Annotated in this window: 16 protein-coding genes; 1 reads left to right on the top strand and 15 read right to left on the bottom strand. The window is 67.6% G+C overall.

Going from position 1 to position 15,375, the window contains the following annotated elements:
• Positions 1–82 precede the first annotated feature (82 nt).
• The 4 genes from ACFWMR_RS36930 to ACFWMR_RS36915 form a co-directional block, all read right to left on the bottom strand.
• Positions 83–1,441 (bottom strand): DUF6801 domain-containing protein, encoded by a 1,359-nt coding sequence (locus ACFWMR_RS36930; protein ID WP_093932881.1) that lies wholly within the window; start codon positions 1,439–1,441, stop codon positions 83–85.
• A 17-nt stretch (positions 1,442–1,458) separates the two neighbouring features.
• On the bottom strand, positions 1,459–2,079 hold the full coding sequence (locus ACFWMR_RS36925; protein ID WP_378381755.1) for a DUF6801 domain-containing protein: 621 nt from the start codon (positions 2,077–2,079) through the stop codon (positions 1,459–1,461).
• A 26-nt stretch (positions 2,080–2,105) separates the two neighbouring features.
• Positions 2,106–2,729 carry a DUF6801 domain-containing protein gene (locus tag ACFWMR_RS36920; protein WP_378381754.1) on the bottom strand — a complete coding sequence of 208 codons (624 nt, stop codon included), beginning with the start codon at positions 2,727–2,729 and terminating at the stop codon, positions 2,106–2,108.
• Between the two features lie 70 nt (positions 2,730–2,799).
• Complete coding sequence (locus ACFWMR_RS36915) at positions 2,800–3,426, bottom strand: DUF6801 domain-containing protein (protein ID WP_378381753.1); 627 nt, start codon at positions 3,424–3,426, stop codon at positions 2,800–2,802.
• Positions 3,427–3,769: 343 nt separating this feature from the next.
• Here ACFWMR_RS36915 and ACFWMR_RS36910 point away from each other — a divergent pair, with 343 nt between their 5' ends.
• The gene (locus ACFWMR_RS36910; protein ID WP_378381757.1) at positions 3,770–4,687 is read left to right on the top strand and encodes an RCC1 domain-containing protein; all 918 of its coding nucleotides are present in this window, start codon (positions 3,770–3,772) and stop codon (positions 4,685–4,687) included.
• A gap of 216 nt (positions 4,688–4,903) precedes the next feature.
• On the opposite strand, the gene ACFWMR_RS36905 is transcribed toward ACFWMR_RS36910, so the two are convergent.
• The 11 genes from ACFWMR_RS36905 to ACFWMR_RS36855 all read right to left on the bottom strand — a co-directional run bounded on the left by ACFWMR_RS36905 (position 4,904) and on the right by ACFWMR_RS36855 (position 14,857).
• Positions 4,904–5,563 (bottom strand): hypothetical protein, encoded by a 660-nt coding sequence (locus tag ACFWMR_RS36905; RefSeq protein WP_378381752.1) that lies wholly within the window; start codon positions 5,561–5,563, stop codon positions 4,904–4,906.
• Positions 5,564–5,626: 63 nt separating this feature from the next.
• Positions 5,627–6,235 carry a hypothetical protein gene (locus ACFWMR_RS36900; protein ID WP_378381751.1) on the bottom strand — a complete coding sequence of 203 codons (609 nt, stop codon included), beginning with the start codon at positions 6,233–6,235 and terminating at the stop codon, positions 5,627–5,629.
• On the bottom strand, positions 6,232–6,735 hold the full coding sequence (locus ACFWMR_RS36895; RefSeq protein WP_378381750.1) for a hypothetical protein: 504 nt from the start codon (positions 6,733–6,735) through the stop codon (positions 6,232–6,234). The genes ACFWMR_RS36900 and ACFWMR_RS36895 overlap by 4 nt, the downstream gene beginning before the upstream one ends.
• Entirely contained in the window at positions 6,720–7,913 is a 1,194-nt protein-coding gene (locus ACFWMR_RS36890; protein ID WP_093932888.1) for an MCE family protein, read from the bottom strand. Before ACFWMR_RS36890 ends, ACFWMR_RS36895 begins: the two co-directional genes overlap by 16 nt.
• Positions 7,913–8,968: an MCE family protein gene (locus tag ACFWMR_RS36885; RefSeq protein ID WP_093932889.1), complete on the bottom strand. Its 1,056-nt coding sequence runs from the start codon at positions 8,966–8,968 to the stop codon at positions 7,913–7,915. The genes ACFWMR_RS36890 and ACFWMR_RS36885 overlap by 1 nt, the downstream gene beginning before the upstream one ends.
• Positions 8,965–9,960 (bottom strand): MCE family protein, encoded by a 996-nt coding sequence (locus ACFWMR_RS36880; protein WP_378381749.1) that lies wholly within the window; start codon positions 9,958–9,960, stop codon positions 8,965–8,967. The genes ACFWMR_RS36885 and ACFWMR_RS36880 overlap by 4 nt, the downstream gene beginning before the upstream one ends.
• Positions 9,957–10,949, bottom strand: coding sequence for an MCE family protein (locus ACFWMR_RS36875; protein WP_378381748.1), 993 nt, complete (start codon positions 10,947–10,949; stop codon positions 9,957–9,959). Before ACFWMR_RS36875 ends, ACFWMR_RS36880 begins: the two co-directional genes overlap by 4 nt.
• Positions 10,946–11,953 carry an MCE family protein gene (locus ACFWMR_RS36870; RefSeq protein ID WP_378381747.1) on the bottom strand — a complete coding sequence of 336 codons (1,008 nt, stop codon included), beginning with the start codon at positions 11,951–11,953 and terminating at the stop codon, positions 10,946–10,948. Before ACFWMR_RS36870 ends, ACFWMR_RS36875 begins: the two co-directional genes overlap by 4 nt.
• The gene (locus ACFWMR_RS36865) at positions 11,950–13,215 is read right to left on the bottom strand and encodes an MCE family protein (RefSeq protein ID WP_378381746.1); all 1,266 of its coding nucleotides are present in this window, start codon (positions 13,213–13,215) and stop codon (positions 11,950–11,952) included. The genes ACFWMR_RS36870 and ACFWMR_RS36865 overlap by 4 nt, the downstream gene beginning before the upstream one ends.
• On the bottom strand, positions 13,212–14,063 hold the full coding sequence (locus ACFWMR_RS36860; protein ID WP_038509575.1) for an MlaE family ABC transporter permease: 852 nt from the start codon (positions 14,061–14,063) through the stop codon (positions 13,212–13,214). The genes ACFWMR_RS36865 and ACFWMR_RS36860 overlap by 4 nt, the downstream gene beginning before the upstream one ends.
• On the bottom strand, positions 14,063–14,857 hold the full coding sequence (locus tag ACFWMR_RS36855; RefSeq protein ID WP_020630757.1) for an MlaE family ABC transporter permease: 795 nt from the start codon (positions 14,855–14,857) through the stop codon (positions 14,063–14,065). Before ACFWMR_RS36855 ends, ACFWMR_RS36860 begins: the two co-directional genes overlap by 1 nt.
• Between the last annotated feature and the right edge of the window lie 518 nt (positions 14,858–15,375).

Here is a 15,375-nt window from a genome sequence, read left to right as displayed (position 1 = left end):
CGGCGGGGTGCGATGAGTGGGGAGGTTATGAGGGGTCCCCATAGGACACTTTTCGTCCTATGGGGACCCCTCATGACACTCGTCAGCGGCGCCCCACCGGCGGATCCGTGTTGGGGCACTTGCGTTCCGCTTCCCACTCCAGGCCCACCTGGTTGACCCCGATGCACGCCTGGTTCCCCGGCCCCGATCCCATTCCGCTCAGCAAGGAGTCGAGGTTCTCCGTGACTCCGCAGCCGGAGAACTTGGGCAGAGTGAATCCCTGGAAGGCGGGTTCCGGGTCCTTCGGGTCCGTCCGCAGCACGCCACCGGTGAACGCGTTCCAGTTCGGACCGCGCAGGTTCAGCACGATCGGTTCGGCGGTCATGCAGTCGGGGCCGACGTCGAGGGGAGTGCCGTTGATGGTGATGTCCTTCAGCTTCCCGAACAGTTCGATCCGGGCGATGGCCGTCGTCGTGGTGTCCCCGTGCAGCATGGTCTCGACGTCGACGACGGTGTTGCCGGTCTTGTAGTCGGTCGGCAGGAGCTCCATCGTCCCGTTGACGGGGACAAAACCGAAGCCGAGGAACGTCATCTTGCTCGGCGGCAGGATCGTGGAGCCGGTGCTGCGATGCGGAGGCGCCGGATAGAGGTAGTAGAAGGCGTTGAAGATGAACGACGGGGTCAACCGGACGAAGGCACCCAGCTTCTTCACCGAAGACGTGCCTTGCGATTCGAAGGGCTGCAAGGGGAACACGGCATCCGGCACCGGCTCGTCCTGCGCGGCCCGCGCCCGTTCACCGGGCTTTTCCCCGGGCTTGTCGGTCTTCGGTTCCGCGGCGCGCAGCTCCGCCAGCGTGACGCTGCCGAGCGCGGTGTCCTGATCCGGGACCTGCGTACAGGTGATCGGTTTCGGCGGCGTTTCCGTCTTCTCCGCGGTCAGCGCGAGGGAAGGCGCGCCCGTGGTGAGCCGGAGTTCGCCGGGGCGGGTCGACACGATGTCGGGAACCTTGCCCGTCGCGACCAGCTTCAGTTCGCCGGTGGCGGGCACCTTGGTCGCCGGGATCTCGAGGGTCACCGGAATCGCGGATGTCTTGTCGTCGCGCGTGGCCGTGAGTTCGATCGTCGCCGCGCCCGTCACCTCGGTGAGCGCGCCCAGCGTTCCCTCGCCGAGGGTGAAGGTGAGGGAGAAGTCCTTGACCTGTACCGGTTTTCCGGACGGCACGACCTTGGGCAGCGTGGCCTCGACGTCCATGGTGACTGGACGTTCCCCGACGGGATCCGGGAAGACGCACTTGTTCGCCAGGGTCTGGTGCGCGGGGGCGGCGCCCTGGAGCAGCGGCTTCGGCGGGGCGCTCGGATCGGTCGCCGCCGACGAGGCCAGCGCGCCGTTCACGCCCGCGAGCAGGATCACGCCCGCCAGTACGGGAACCCTCCCGAGTGTCCGGCGAACCTGCTGCGTCATCTGGGTTTCCTCTCGCGTCAAACGACGGGGATCGCCGGGGCGAACGCGCGGTTCTGTGCCGGGTTGGTGATTTTGACCGTACAGTTGAGCGTCCACGGGGTCCAGGTGCCGTCCCTCTTGTGGAAGTCGACTTCCAGCTTGAAAGTGTTGCCGAGCGCGAACGTCGCCTCACCGGGGGCACCCGCGGTGAAAGAGGGGACGGCGGTCGCCGCGGTCTGGGTGAAGACGAACGTGCGAGGCCCCGGCACGTACGGGGTGATCTGCGCGGGCAGGTCCAGTCCGGTGACGGTCGCCGAAGCGGGGGTGGCGTTCGTCGCGGTCACCGGCGCGGTCACCTTGCCGCGGAGGCCGTCGTAGTTGGCCGCGCTGAAGATCGTCGCGTTGTGGATGGCGTTGAAGGTCGCGGTGCCGCTGATCGCGGCCGGGGTGATCGTGCCGCCCGCGGTCGCCGTACCCGGGCTGTCGAACCTCGCCGTGACGTCGAGGGGTTGCTGGCCGATCATGGGAAAGCTGCACATGTACAGGACGGTCCCCGTCTCGTGGGAGACGGCGGCCGAGGCCTGCCCGATGGTGAGCAGGCAGGCCACGCCGGACACGATGACGGAGACCGTGCCCGCTCGGCGAACCTGCTGTCCCATATGTATTCCTTTCGTGCCGACGCTCGTCAGGTGATGGTGATCGCCGGGCTGAACGCGCGGTTCTGTGCCGGATTGGTGCTCTTCACGGTGCAGTTGCCCGTCCAGGGGCTCCACGATCCGCTCCTCATGTGGAAGTCGGCGTCGATGCGGAGCGTGGTGCCGAGTGAGAAGACCGCCTGGCCGGGCGTGCCCGTCCCGAAGGTGGGAACGCCGGTACTCACGTCCTGGCCGAACTGGACCGTGCGCGGCCCGGGAACGTACGGCGGGACCTGGTCGGGAATCCTGAGATTCGTCACGGACGCCGAAGCCGGGGTGACGTTGGTCCCGGTCACCGGCGCGGTCACCGTACCGCGAACGCCGTCCCGGCCCGAGGCGTAGAGCACGGCGTTGAGCGTGGCGTCGAAGACGAAGCTCCCGGCGATCACGGCCGGGGTGACCGTGCCACCGGCGGTCACCGAGCCGGGGCCGGTGAAGGTCATCCTGACCTCGAGCGGTTGCTGGCCGAACGGGGTGCTGCACAGGTAGACGACGGCCCCCGTGGCGAAGGACGTGTCAGCCTGGGCGGGCGCGGCCGTGAACATGGAGACCGCGCTCGCCATGACGACGGAGGCCACGCCTGCCCGGCGGATCAGGCGAAACCGCTGTCCCATAAGGATTCCTCTCGAGATCGGGGGTGGGGACCGTGGGGGGCGGGCGTCCCCGCCCCGCACGGATGGTTCATCAGGTGATGGGGACCGCCGGGCTGAACGCGCGGTTCTGCGCCGGGTTGGTGTTCTTCACCGTGCAGTTGAAGCTCCAGGCGGTCCAGGAACCGTCCTTCTTGTGGAACTCCAGCGGCGCGCTGATCGCGGTGCCGAGGGACGCCGTCGCCGAGCCGGGCGTTCCGGCGGTGAACGTGGGGACGCCGGTCCCGGTGGCCTGGACGATGTTGAACGTCCGCGTTCCTGGCACGTACGGGTTGATCTGGGTCGGGACGTCGAGGTTCGTCACCGTCGCCGAAGCGGGGGTCGCGTTGGTGACAGTCACCGGCATGTTCACCTTGCCGCGGACGCCGTCGTAGTTGGCACTGTTGAGCAGCGCGTTGATGGTGGCGCTGATCGTGGCGGTGCCCGAGATGTTCGACGGCGTGAAGGTGCCGCCCGAAGCGACCGAAGCCGGTCCGTCGAACTGCGCCTTCACGTCCAGCTGCTGCTGGCCGATCGCGGGGAAGTTGCACATGTACGCGACGGTGCCGGTGGCGTAGGTGGTGGCGGCCAGCGCCGTGCCGGCTGTGAGCACGGCGACCGCGCCCATCACGATGCTGGTGGTGGCGACGCCTGCTGACAACTTGCCAAGTCTGCGGGACATACCTGTCATCTCCTTTGATCCAGTTTACGTCTCGGCGGCTTTCCCCATGCGCCTTTCGGCGGATTTTTCTGATCAAATATGCTCGACTGAGCGGCTTTCTCGGTGGTGGGGTAAACCGAGGTTACCCGCGAGTTATGTACGTAACAAGGATTCATGTCGACATGTTTCGGAGCGGGTGAGGAGCCCGTTCTTTCTTGTCAGTGCGTGCTGAATGCGATTATGAAGTTTGTGCGCCGATGACAAAGACGGAGCCGATCGGCGGAACCGGGTTAACATTTCCCGCATGGCTTCAGTCAATCGACGATCCACGACACGGCGCGTGACGACCACCGCGATAGCCGTAATGATCGCCACGGTTTCTCTTTCCGGTATCGCCGACGCCGCGCCGACCGGCGAACCGCGGCCGTGGGGGAGCAACGACTACCAGCAGGGGCAGGGCACGGTGCCCCCTCAGGCGTTCGGCGCGAGCGCGGTCTCTGCGGGCGGGCTCACGCATCTGGCGCTCAAGGACGGCGGCGTCGTCGCCTGGGGCAACAACAATTACGGCCAGACCGTCGTGCCCGCCGCGGCGACGTCCGGGGTTTCGGCGATCGCCGCGGGCTGGGCGCACGGGCTGGCGCTCAAGAACGGCGGGGTGATCGCCTGGGGCAACGGGTTCTACGGCCAGAACGTCGTCCCCGCCGCCGCGACCTCGGGGGTCACCGCGATCTCCACCAGCGCGTACTTCAACCTGGCGCTCAAGAACGGCGGCGTGCTGAGCTGGGGTTCGCGGACCACCGTCCCCGCGGCGGTCTCTTCGGGGGTCACCGCGATCTCGGCGGGTGTCGACCACGGCCTCGCGCTGAAGAACGGCGGCGTGATCGGGTGGGGCAGCAACGCGAAGGGCCAGATCACCGTGCCGGCGGTGGCGACCTCCGGGGTGACGGCGATCTCGGGCGGGTTCCGCCACAGCATCGCGCTGAAGAACGGCGGCGTCCTCGCCTGGGGCGACAACACCTACGGTCAGTCGGCGGTGCCGCCCGAGGCGCAATCGGACGTCGTCGCCATCGACGCCGGCTACAACCACAACGTCGTGTTGAAGGCGGACGGGAGCGTCTTCGCCTGGGGTAGCAACCTCAAGCAGGAGAGCCGGGACACCAGCTCGGAACCGCCGATGGACATGTGGAAGTTCTCGGGTGTCTGTGCTCCGGTCTACGCCGTTTCCGCCGGTGACGGCACCGGTGTGGCGCTGGTGGACCCTTCCGCGCCGCAGTTCTGCTGAGGTCTCGACCGTGCTCGAAGCCGTGACTCGCGTGCTTGGGGACGGAACTCGCGTGATCAGACACCGCACACCCGAGTGCGGTGTCTGATCACGCGAGTCACGGCTTCGATCACGCGAGTCACGTTCCCAAGCACGCGAGTTCCGTGTCTGATCACGTGAAGGCCCCTTCCTAGCGCAAGGAAGGGGCCTTCACGGACTTGGCGTGTCAGAGCGGCGTCAGGACAGGTTCGACTTCATGCTCAGGTTGATCTTGTTGTCCGGTCCCGAGATCAACGCCCCCAGCGCGAGGTCGTTGATGAAGCAGTCCTTGAACTCCGGGATGACGAACGTGCCCGAAGACGGGATCGTCTCCGCGAACAGGTCGACGTTCTTCGACACCAGCGTCAGGTCGAGCGGCTTGACCGTCTTGCAGGCGTTCGGCACCGTCGGGAGCGGGATGACCGGGTAGAACAGGCCGACGACGATGTTGTCGATCAGCATGTTCGCCTGCGAGTGGGTGGTCAGATCGCCGTTGGCCAGCGTGCCGGTGACCGGGCCGGTCGGCTCGATCCGCACCCGGGCCTTGATCTTGAAGACACCCGAGACCAGCGAGATGTTCGCCGTCGAGGGCGGCAGGGACAGGTCGCCTCTGATGCCGACGTTGTCCCCGTCGATGACCAGGGCGCCGTTGAGCTGGCCGGGGCCCAGGTCGAGGGTGCCGCCGGTCTTCTTCACCGTCGTCTTCCCGGTGACGGTGTAGGACACCGGGATCTCCACCGGGTCGTCCGCGAGCGCGGGGGACGCGGCGAGGCTGCCGGCCACGGCGATCGCGGACGTGAGCGCGACGACCGTGCCGAGGCGGCGACGGGCTGTTTTCGGGCGCGTTCGACCGAACATGGGTTTCTCCTCGTTTTCTCTCCTGTTTTACAACCGTGGACTGAATGAGGAATTACCGGTTTGTCACCGGGGGACAAGATCGGTGATGACCCAATTGTCGCCTTCGCGTTCCGCGGTGATCGAAAGCTGGGCGGCTGCCGTCGTCGACGAATTGTTGTCGGCTCGCGTCGCCGCTTGATCGAGGAATACGAGCAGTCGCGCTTTACCGTCGCCGAGTTCCTGGACGGCGGATGAGGAGACGCGGGTCGTGAGGACGAGTTTCTGTGCCGGAGCCTTTTCCCGGACCTGGGTGAACAACTGGTTGTACGACTCCAGCGCCTTGCCTCTCAGCGCCGAAGCGGCCGCCTTTTCGGTGACGTCGGTCCGGTCGAAGGAATAGGAGAAGATCTTGTTGAGCGCCACCGTCACCGCCGAGTTCACCTCGGCGGTCGCCCCGACGTCGGTGAGCGCGGTGTTGGCCGCCGACGGCGCGGCCGAGATCGACCTGGCCTCCAGCGTGAACCACACCCCAGCCGCCACCAGCACGGCGGCCACGGCCAGCAGGATCAGAAACAGCTTCGGCCTGCGGGACGGCTGTTCGGCGGTCTCTTCGGCGACGGTTTCGGCCTCGGACGCGGCTTCGGGCTCGGTCTCGGCATCGGTTTCGGGCTCGGTCTCTGCCGCGGCGGTCATCGCGCACCCACCGGGAGCTGGTCAAGCGCGCTGAGCTTCCAGCCTTCGCCGGTCCTGGTCAGTCCGGCGGCGAAGCGGTTGCGCTTCGTCGTCGGCGCCGCGCCTTCCTTCGCCATCGTGATCTCCACCGAAGCCAGCATCTTGGCCGTTCCCGCGTGGTCGTCGAGTTCGCTGATCGCCGCGTCGAGCACCTTGCCCGTCGAGACCGTCGCGTCCTTGGTGAGCGTCTGTTTCGTGGCGTCGTCGGTCTTGCCCAGCTGATCGCGCAGGGGACCGGTCGACGCGGCGAGCCAGTCGGCGATGCCCGCCTCGACGCGGTGGTGGTCGAGGCTGGTCAGCCGGGCGACGAGCTCTCGCCCGGTCTTCAGCGCTTCGTCGCGCGAGTTCCCGTAGGACACGGCCTCGGAGCTCGTCGCGGTGAACCAGGTGTACCCGGCCCATCCGGCGAACGCGCAGGCCGCGGCGAGCACGGCGATCGCGATCTTCAGTTGCGCAGCCACAACATCTCCTCGAGGCTGGTGGACGTCGCCTGGCCGTCGGCGCCGAAGCCGCCGGGGATCGCGGCGGGCGGGACGCCGCCCTTCGGCGCGTTCTGCGAGCCGCGGACCGAACTCGGGTCGCCCCTGTCGAGCGTGCACGCGGCACCGGTGTTGAACGGCAGCGTCGAGAGTTCCGCGCTGCTGTGGATCGTCGTCTTCTCGTAGCCCTTGGTGCACGGCATCGGGTCGAAGAAGGTCAGGACCAGATCGATCTTCACGGACCCCCCGTCGACGGCCGCGTCGACCGCGGACACCGCCTTCGGGGTGTTGATCAGCAGTTGCCGCAGGCCGTCGGTGCGCGCGGAGAACACCTGGGACGTCGTGAGTAGGTTCGCCAGCAGGATCGGCAGACCGGGTTCGTTGTCCCTCAGCAGCCCGGAGAGCTGGGTCGCCGCTTCGGGCGCGGTCGCGATCAGCGTGCGCAGGTCACCGTCCGAACGGGACAGTTGCTGGGCGAACTGCCGGGCGTTGTCGCTGAACTGCCGCCACGCCTGCGACGAATCGACCTGGGTCTTCAGCACGGTCGTGCCGTCGGTGAGCAGTTTCTCCGTCTGCGGCAGGTGGTTCGCGGCCTGCTTGGTGAAGTCGGTGGTCGAGTCCAGCAGCACCTGGAGGTTCGCGCCGGAACCACGCAGGGCGTTGTCGAGTTCGTCGACCACGATCCGCAGATCCTCGGTCGGCACGGACGCGGTCAGCGAGTCCAGATCGGTCAGCAGGTGCTGCACCGGTAGCGGAACGCTCGTCGCCTCGCGCGGGATGACCGAACCTTCGGCGAGGAACGGCCCGTCGCCGGTCCGGGGCTGCAAGTCGACGAACTGCTCGCCGACCGCGGACCGGTTCGCCACGACCGCCCGCGAGTTCGCGGGGATCGGCGGCGCGTCGTCGTCGATCAGCAGATCCGCTTCCATGCCCCCGGCGGTGAGCCGGAGTTCGCCGACCCGGCCGACGGCGACGCCGCGATAGGTCACCTCGCCGTTGGTGAACAGGCCCCCGCCGTCGGTCAGCGCGAGCTTCACGGTGAACCCGCTCGCCCCGAAGAGACGGCCGAGCCCCGCGTAGTTGGCCCCCACGAACGCCGTCGTCGCCAGCGCGATGATGACGAACGCGATCACCTGGATCCGGACACGGGTGGTGAGCATCAGCTACCTCCGGAGGACGGCAGCGGCAGGGTCGGGAGCCCCGGCGGGACGCCTTCGCCCGGAGGCGGCAGCTCGACGCCCGGCCCGGGGATCATCGAGGCGTAGACGTTCAGGTAGTCGCCCTTGATCCCGTCGCGGACGGCGTCGGTGAACGGGAACGTCGGCAGGATCTCCAGCGACTTGGGCAGGTTCTCGCCGGCGTCGGCCAGCCGCTTGAGGATCGGCGCGAGCGCGGTGAGGTCCGCGACGAGGTCGGCCCGGGTCTTCTTGATCACGTCGACGCCGACCCCGGAGAGCCGGTCCAGCGACTGCAGCATCGAGACGAGCTGGGTGCGCTGTTCGGAAAGGCTCTTCAACCCGGGGGTGAGGTCGGTGAGCGCGCCTTCGACCTGGGTCTTCCGGTTCGCCAGCGTCGTCGAGAGCTGGTTGAGCCCGTCGAGCGCCGAGGTGATGTCGGAGCGGTGCGAGTCCAGGTTGGACACCAGCTGCTCCACTGTGGACAGGAAGGAGCGGATCTCCTCCTCGTTGCCGTCCATCACCTTCGAAAGCTCGCGGTTGATGGTCTGCAGCTGGCCGATCCCGCCGCCGTTGAGCAGCAGGGAAAGCGCGCCGAAGATCTCCTCGAACTCGGGGTTGCGGTTCGTGCTCGCGACGGGGATCACCCCGCCGTCGCCCAGTCTGCCTTCGGCTTTCGTCGCGCTCGGGGCGAGCTCGATGAACTTCTCGCCGAGCAGACTGGACTGCCGCAGCCGGGCGATGGCGTTGGCGGGCAGGTGGACGTCGCCGTTGACCGCCAGGACGGTTTCCGCCGTCCAGCCGTCCTCGCCGAGTTTGATCGTCTCGACCCGGCCGACCGGCACGTCGCCGACCTTCACCGCGGCCTGGGGGACCAGGTCGAGCACGTCGGCGAACTGCACGGTCACCCGGTACGGATGGTCGCCGATGTCCGCGCCGCCGGGCAGCGGCAGGTCGTAGACGCCCTTGAAATCCGACGAGCAGGCGGTGAGCGCGACACAGCAAGCGGCGAGCACCGCGATCGTCCGTTTCGTGGTCATCGGCGCCCCCCGGTGTAGGTGTCGCCGGCGACCGGCAACGGGAGCGGGGCGTATTCGAGCAGGTTGCCGCGGCCCTGCAGCTTCCCGGTCTTCGGGTCGACGGCTTCGAGCACGTTCGTCACCGCCAGCGGAATCGTGTCGAGGGTCTCGGCGAGCGCGGCGCGCTTGTCCACCAGTGTCCCGGTGGTCACCGCGAGCTTGTCCACATTGGCCTTGATCAGCGCGCGGTTGTCCCGGATGAACTGCTGGATCTGCGCGAGCGCGCCGCCGAGGCCGTTGAGCGCGCGGGCGAGCTCGTCCTTGTTCCGCGCCAGCGTCCCGGTCACCGAGGCGAGCTGCTTGTTGATCTCGCTGACGTTCCGGTCGTTGGTCGCCAGCATCGAGGTGAACCGCTGGAGCTCGTCGACCGTGGCGAACAGGTTCTGCGAGTTCCCGGACAGCGTCCTGGCGAGGTCGGCGAAGTTGCGCACCGACTCGTTGAACGGCTTCCCGTTGCCCTGCAGGTGCTTCGCGCCGGTGCGCAGCAGCTCCGAAAGCGCGCCGTCGGCGTTCGCGCCCTTGGGCCCGAGGGCCTTGGCGAGGGTGTCGAGGCTGGAGTAGAGCTGGTCGAGCTCCACCGGCGTGCCGGTGCGCTCCACCGGGATCACCGCGCCGTCGTCCAGCCGGTTCCCGGCGCGGGTGAGCTTGGTGAACTGGACGTACCGGTCGGCGACCACGCTCGGCGCCACGACCAGGGCATTGGTGTCGGCGGCGATCGGGGTCGAGCCGTCGACGGTCAGCACGACCTTGACCTGCTCGCCTTCCGGGGCGACGGATTCGACCTGGCCGACCCGGACGCCGAGCACCCGGACGTCCGATCCACTGTAGACACCGACCGCGCGCGAGAAGTACACGGTGACGCGGTCGAGCCCGCTGCCGGAGAAGATCCACCAGAGACCGCCGACGACGGCCAGCGCGAGCACGAGCGCGAGGGTGACGAACCTGCTGATCACCGGCCACCTCCGCGGGGGATCACCGGGGTGCACGGATCCCGGTTCTCCGGGACGAGTCCGCACAGGTAGCTGTCGACCCAGCGTCCGTTGCCGAGGGAGTTGTTGACCACCCGGAAGTACGGCGCGGCGAGGTCGAGGCTCTTGGCGAGATTGTCGTTCTGCCGTTGCAGGATGTCGGTCACCTCTCCGAGCTGGCTGAGCGCCCCGCCGAGCTGCTCCTTGTTGTCCTGCACGAGGCCCGAAAGCTGGGTGGCGAGGTCCTGCGAGCCGGTGAGCAGGTCGTGGATCGCCTGCCGCCGGTTGTCCAGTTCGGTCAGCAGCAGGTTGCCGTCCGAGAGGAGCTTGGCGAAGTCTTCGTTCGAGTTCGCGAGCGTCGTGGTGAGGCCGTGCGCGTTCGACAGGAGGCTCGCGAGTTCGTTGTCCCGCGAGGACACGGTCTTCGACAGCGACGTCAGCCCTTCGAGGGCCTTCCGGATGTGGTCGGGCGAGTTCTTGAACGTGTCGGAGAGAGTGGTGAAGCTCTCCGCGAGCTTATCGGTGTCGATCGCGCCCGCGGTGTCGGCCAGGCCGTTGAACGCCTCGGTGACGTCGTAGGGCGTGACGGTCCGGGTGCGCGGGATGACCTGCTTCGGGTTCTGCACCGTCTCGCCGGTCGGGCGCAGCGCCAGGAACTTCCGGCCCAGCAGCGTCTTGATCTTGATCTCGGCGGCGGTCTTGTCGCCCACCCAGGCGTCCTTGACGCGGAAGCTCACCACCACGTGGTCCTCGGCGAGCTGGACGTCGCTCACCTCGCCGACCTTGATCCCGGCGATCCGCACCTCGTCGTCGGCCTGCAACCCGGCCGCTTCGGAGAATTCGGCCTGGTAGGTGGTTCCGGAGCCGATGATCGGGAGGTTCTCGTAGTTGAGCGTCGCGGTCAGCAGCGCGGCCGCGACGGCGCTGCCGACGACACCGATGACGATCGGGTTCCGCTCCTTGAAGGGTTTCACGACGTGCACCTCTCCGCCGTCGCCGGGACCCCGCGGGGAGGGGCGCTCCGGAGGACGGCCGAGCACAGGTAGAAGTTCATCCACGATCCGTACGAGCCGATCCGGCCCAGCTCGTCCAGCTTCCCCGGGAGCACGGTGAGGACGCGTTCGACCTCGGCCTTGCCCTGGTCGGTCGTCAGCTGGCCGGAGAGCAGGCCGAGACCTTCGATGCTGTCCTTGAGCGGCTTCCTGCCCTGTTCGAGCAGACCGGCCGTGGCGGTGGTGAGGTCCGCGAGCCCGGAGACGGCCTCCCCGATCTCGGCGCGGTCACCGGCGAGGCCGGACACCAGCTCCTTCAGCGTGGAGACCAAAGTGGACAGTGCGTCGCCCTTGCCGTTGATGGTCTTCAGCACGGTGTCCAGGTTCGTGATCACGTCGCCGATCACCTTGTCGCGGCCGGCGAGCGTGGTGGTCAGCGAACCGGTGTGCGCCAGCAGGCTTTCCACCGTGCCGCCCTCGCCCTGCAGTACCTGGACGATCTCGCCGGAGAGCTGGTTGACGTCCTTCGGGGACAGCGCCTGGAACAGCGGTTTGAAGCCGTTGAACAGTTCCGTCAGGTCCAGTGCGGGAGTCGTGCGCTCCAGCGGGATCTCCGCGCCCGGCTCCAGGAGTTCGCGGGTGCCCTTGCCGCGTTCGAGGGCGATGTAGCGCTGGCCGACCATGTTGCGGTACTTGATCACCGCGCTCACGTCGGCGGGCAGCCTGCGCTGGGAGTCGAGGGAGAACCTGATCCGGGCCAGGCTGTGGTCGGCGATCTCCAGCTCCTCGATCTGGCCGACCCGCACCCCGGAGATCCGGACGTCGTCGCCGACGTTCAGCGAAGTCGCGTCGAGGAACTTGGCGCTGTAGGTCTTGGTGTCGCCGAGGCCGGTGTTGGTGATGGACACCGCCAGCAGCACCGTGGCCAGTGTCGTGACGACGACGAAGATCAGCCCCTTGATCAGCGGGCTCACGAAGTTCCTCATCGCAGGGTCACCTCCGTGCCCCGGTAGAGCGGACCGACGAGCACGCTGCCCCAGGCGGGTACCTGGCTCGCCGGGACACCGGCCGACGGCGCGACCAACGTGGAGATCAGTTCCCGTTCCTGCGGCGAGTTCGCCAGGCCGAGGTCGCCCTGCACGCCCGGGAGCGAGGCGGTCTTCTCGCCGGTCGCCGCGATGCCCTGGGTCATCAGCCCGTTCGACGGGTAGCAGCGTGGTTCACCGGTGGCGTTGTAGACCGGGTCGTCCTTGCCGGGGACGTATTTGCCGCGAGGCTGGGTGATGGTGACCTCCGCGTGCAGACCGGGTTCGTCCGTGCCCGCGCCCAGCGCCTTGTCCATCTGCGGCTTCAGCTCGGCCAGCGCGGTCAGCGTGCAGGCGAAACTCGGCGAGTACTTCGCGCCGATCTCCAGCGGTGCCCGGCTGTCGGTGGCGAGCGCGATGATGTTGGCGCGGTTGTTGGCGAGGAACGTCGTGACCTGCTGGGAGGACGCCGTCACCTGCTGGTACACCGTCGCCAGTTCGGCGCGCTTCTCCTTGACCGTGTCGAGCGTGACCGCCGAGGCGCTCAGCGCGTCGAGCAGGTCCGGCGCGATGTCGCCGTACAGCTTCGAAACCGTCGCGAGGTCGCGGATGTTGTCGTTCAGCTTCGGGAGGTTCGGGTTGAAGTCCTTGAGGTACGCGGCCGCGGTGGCGAGGGTGTCGCCGAGCTGCTCGCCGCGGCCCTCCAGCGCGGTGGAGACCGTGGTGAGCGTGGTCGCGAGCTTCTGCGGCTGCACCGCCTTGAGCAGCGGCAGCAGGTTGTCGAAGACCCGTTCCAGCTCGATCGCGTTGGCCGAGCGGTCCTGGGTGATCACGTCGCCCGAGGCCAGCGGCTTCGCGGTCGATCCGTCCGGAATGGACAGTTGCACGTACCGCTCACCGAACAGGGTCTTCGGCACGAGCAGCGCGGACACGTTCTTCGGCAGCTGGGAGACCTTGCCGGGCTCCATGGCCAGCTCGATTTCCGCGCCCGACGGCGTGGCGCGGACGTCGCGGATCTCGCCGACCACCACACCGCGTGCCTTGACCTGCCCGCCCGCGCGCAGCTGGTTGCCGACCCGGTCCGCCTGCAAGGTCACCGGGACCGACGTGACGAAGTCCTTCTGGTAGATCTTGATCGAGAGCAGCACGAGGGCGGACATCACCACGAGGAACAGCACCCCGGCCGTCCTGACCCCGGCTTTGCGCAGCCCGCGCCTGCTCATCCGGCCACCTGCACCGTCGTGGTCGCGCCCCAGATCGCGAGACTGAGGAAGAAGTCCAGCACGCTGACCGCCACGATCGCGGTCCGCACACCGCGGCCGACGGCCACCCCGACGCCCGCCGGCCCGCCGCTCGCGCGGAACCCGTAGTAACAGTGGGCGAGCACGATCACGACGCTGAACACCAGCACCTTGCCGAACGACCAGAGCACGTCGCCGGGCGGCAGGAACAGCAGGAAGTAGTGGTCGTAGGTGCCCGCGGACTGGCCGTAGAACCAGACGGTGATCTGGCGCGACGCGAGATACGAGGTCAGCAGGCCGATCGCGTACAACGGGATGACCGCGAGGAAACCCGCGATGATCCGGGTGGTCACCAGGTACGGGACGCTGGGGATGCCCATCACTTCGAGCGCGTCGATCTCCTCGGAGATCCGCATCGCGCCCAGCTGCGCGGTGAACCCGCAGCCGACAGTGGCCGACAGGGCCAGCCCGGCGACGAGCGGCGCGATCTCGCGGGTGTTGAAGTAGGCGGAGACGAACCCGGCGAACGCGGAAGTGCCGACCTGGTTGAGCGCCGAATAGCCCTGGAGCCCGACGACCGTGCCGGTGAACACGGTCATCCCGATCATCACGCCGATCGTGCCGCCGATGACCGCGAGCGCGCCGCTGCCGAAGCTGACTTCGGCCAGCAGGCGGGTGATCTCGCGGAGATAGCGGCGCACCGCGCGCGGCACCCAGGCCAGCGCCTTGAGGAAGAAGAGGATCTGGTCGCCGAGCGTGTCCAGGAAACCGAACCGGCGGTCCACGGCTTCGCGGACCCGCGTGGCCCGGGTGGGTGTCGTCGTGACCATCAGCTGCCCTTCGCCGGGACGAGCTGCAGGTAAAGCGTCGTCAGCACGAGGTTCAACAGGAACAGGAGCAGGAACGTGATCACCACGGATTGGTTCACCGCGTCACCGACGCCTTTCGGGCCGCCTTTCGGATTGAGCCCGCGATAAGACGCGACGATCGCCGCGACGAAACCGAAGATGACCGCTTTGATCTCGCTGATCCAGAGGTCCGGCAGCTGCGCGAGAGCGGAGAAACTGGCCAGATACGCACCCGGTGTCCCGTTCTGCATGATGACGTTGAAGAAATAGCCGCCGAGGACGCCGACCACGCTGACCATTCCGTTCAGGAACGCGGCGACCCCCATCGCGGCCAGCACCCGCGGCACGATCAGGCGCTGGATCGGGGAGACCCCGAGCACCTCCATCGCGTCGATCTCCTCGCGGATCGTGCGGGACCCGAGGTCCGCGCACATCGCCGATCCGCCGGCGCCCGCGATCAGCAGCGCCGTCACGATCGGGCTCGCCTGCTGGATGATCGCCAGCACACTGGCCGCGCCGGTGAAGGATTGCGCGCCGATCTGCGCGGTCAGCGACCCGATGTGCAGCGCGATCACCGCGCCGAACGGGATCGCGACCAGCGCCGTCGGCAGGATCGACACACTCGCGATGAACCAGAACTGCTGGATCAGCTCGCGGGCCTGGAACGGCCGCCGGAAAGTCAGGCGGACGACGTCGAGGCCGAGTGAGTAGAGCCTGCCCGTCTCCCGGATCGCACCCGCGCCGGGGAATGAGGGTGCGTTAGTCCGGACGCCCACGCCGACCCTCCCGTTTTCCGGGCACGGCGAATACACCCCAGGTTGCGCAATTCCTTTGCTCCGAATGGCGGAGCGGAATCGTTGAATAGGATCAACGGGGTGTTACCGTGCTGTTTGCTACTGGTCGGTACGCTAATGACGAGCCTGCTTGGTGACAAGAACTTCGGTCCGATCAAGACGTCACGTCCTGGTAACCGGTGAATTCTTGTCCCTTTGTGACAAAGGCGGACGTGGATCTTGTCCGTTCTTTCGCGATCTCCGGCGCGGTGGGCCGTTCGGTGCTTCGGGGTGGGTGAGAGGCGGGACGGTCACCCACTTGGAGTCTCGATCGGTCCTCGAGTCTCGGTTTTGTTGTCCCGAAAGTCCGTGAAGGCCTCCTTGAGGACCCAGAGTCCCTCAAGGAGGCCTTCACGGACTTGCGAGGGCGACCCGCTGGACCGACGCGCCACGCACCCTCTGGCTCACTTCCTCCCGTGCCATGAAAGGTCCCTACCTTGCAACATTTGCAAGGAAAGGAC

It is taken from the genome of Amycolatopsis thailandensis (assembly GCF_042723255.1).
Classification (GTDB): Bacteria; Actinomycetota; Actinomycetes; order Mycobacteriales; family Pseudonocardiaceae; genus Amycolatopsis; species Amycolatopsis thailandensis.
This window is presented reverse-complemented; position numbering and strand designations above follow the sequence as displayed.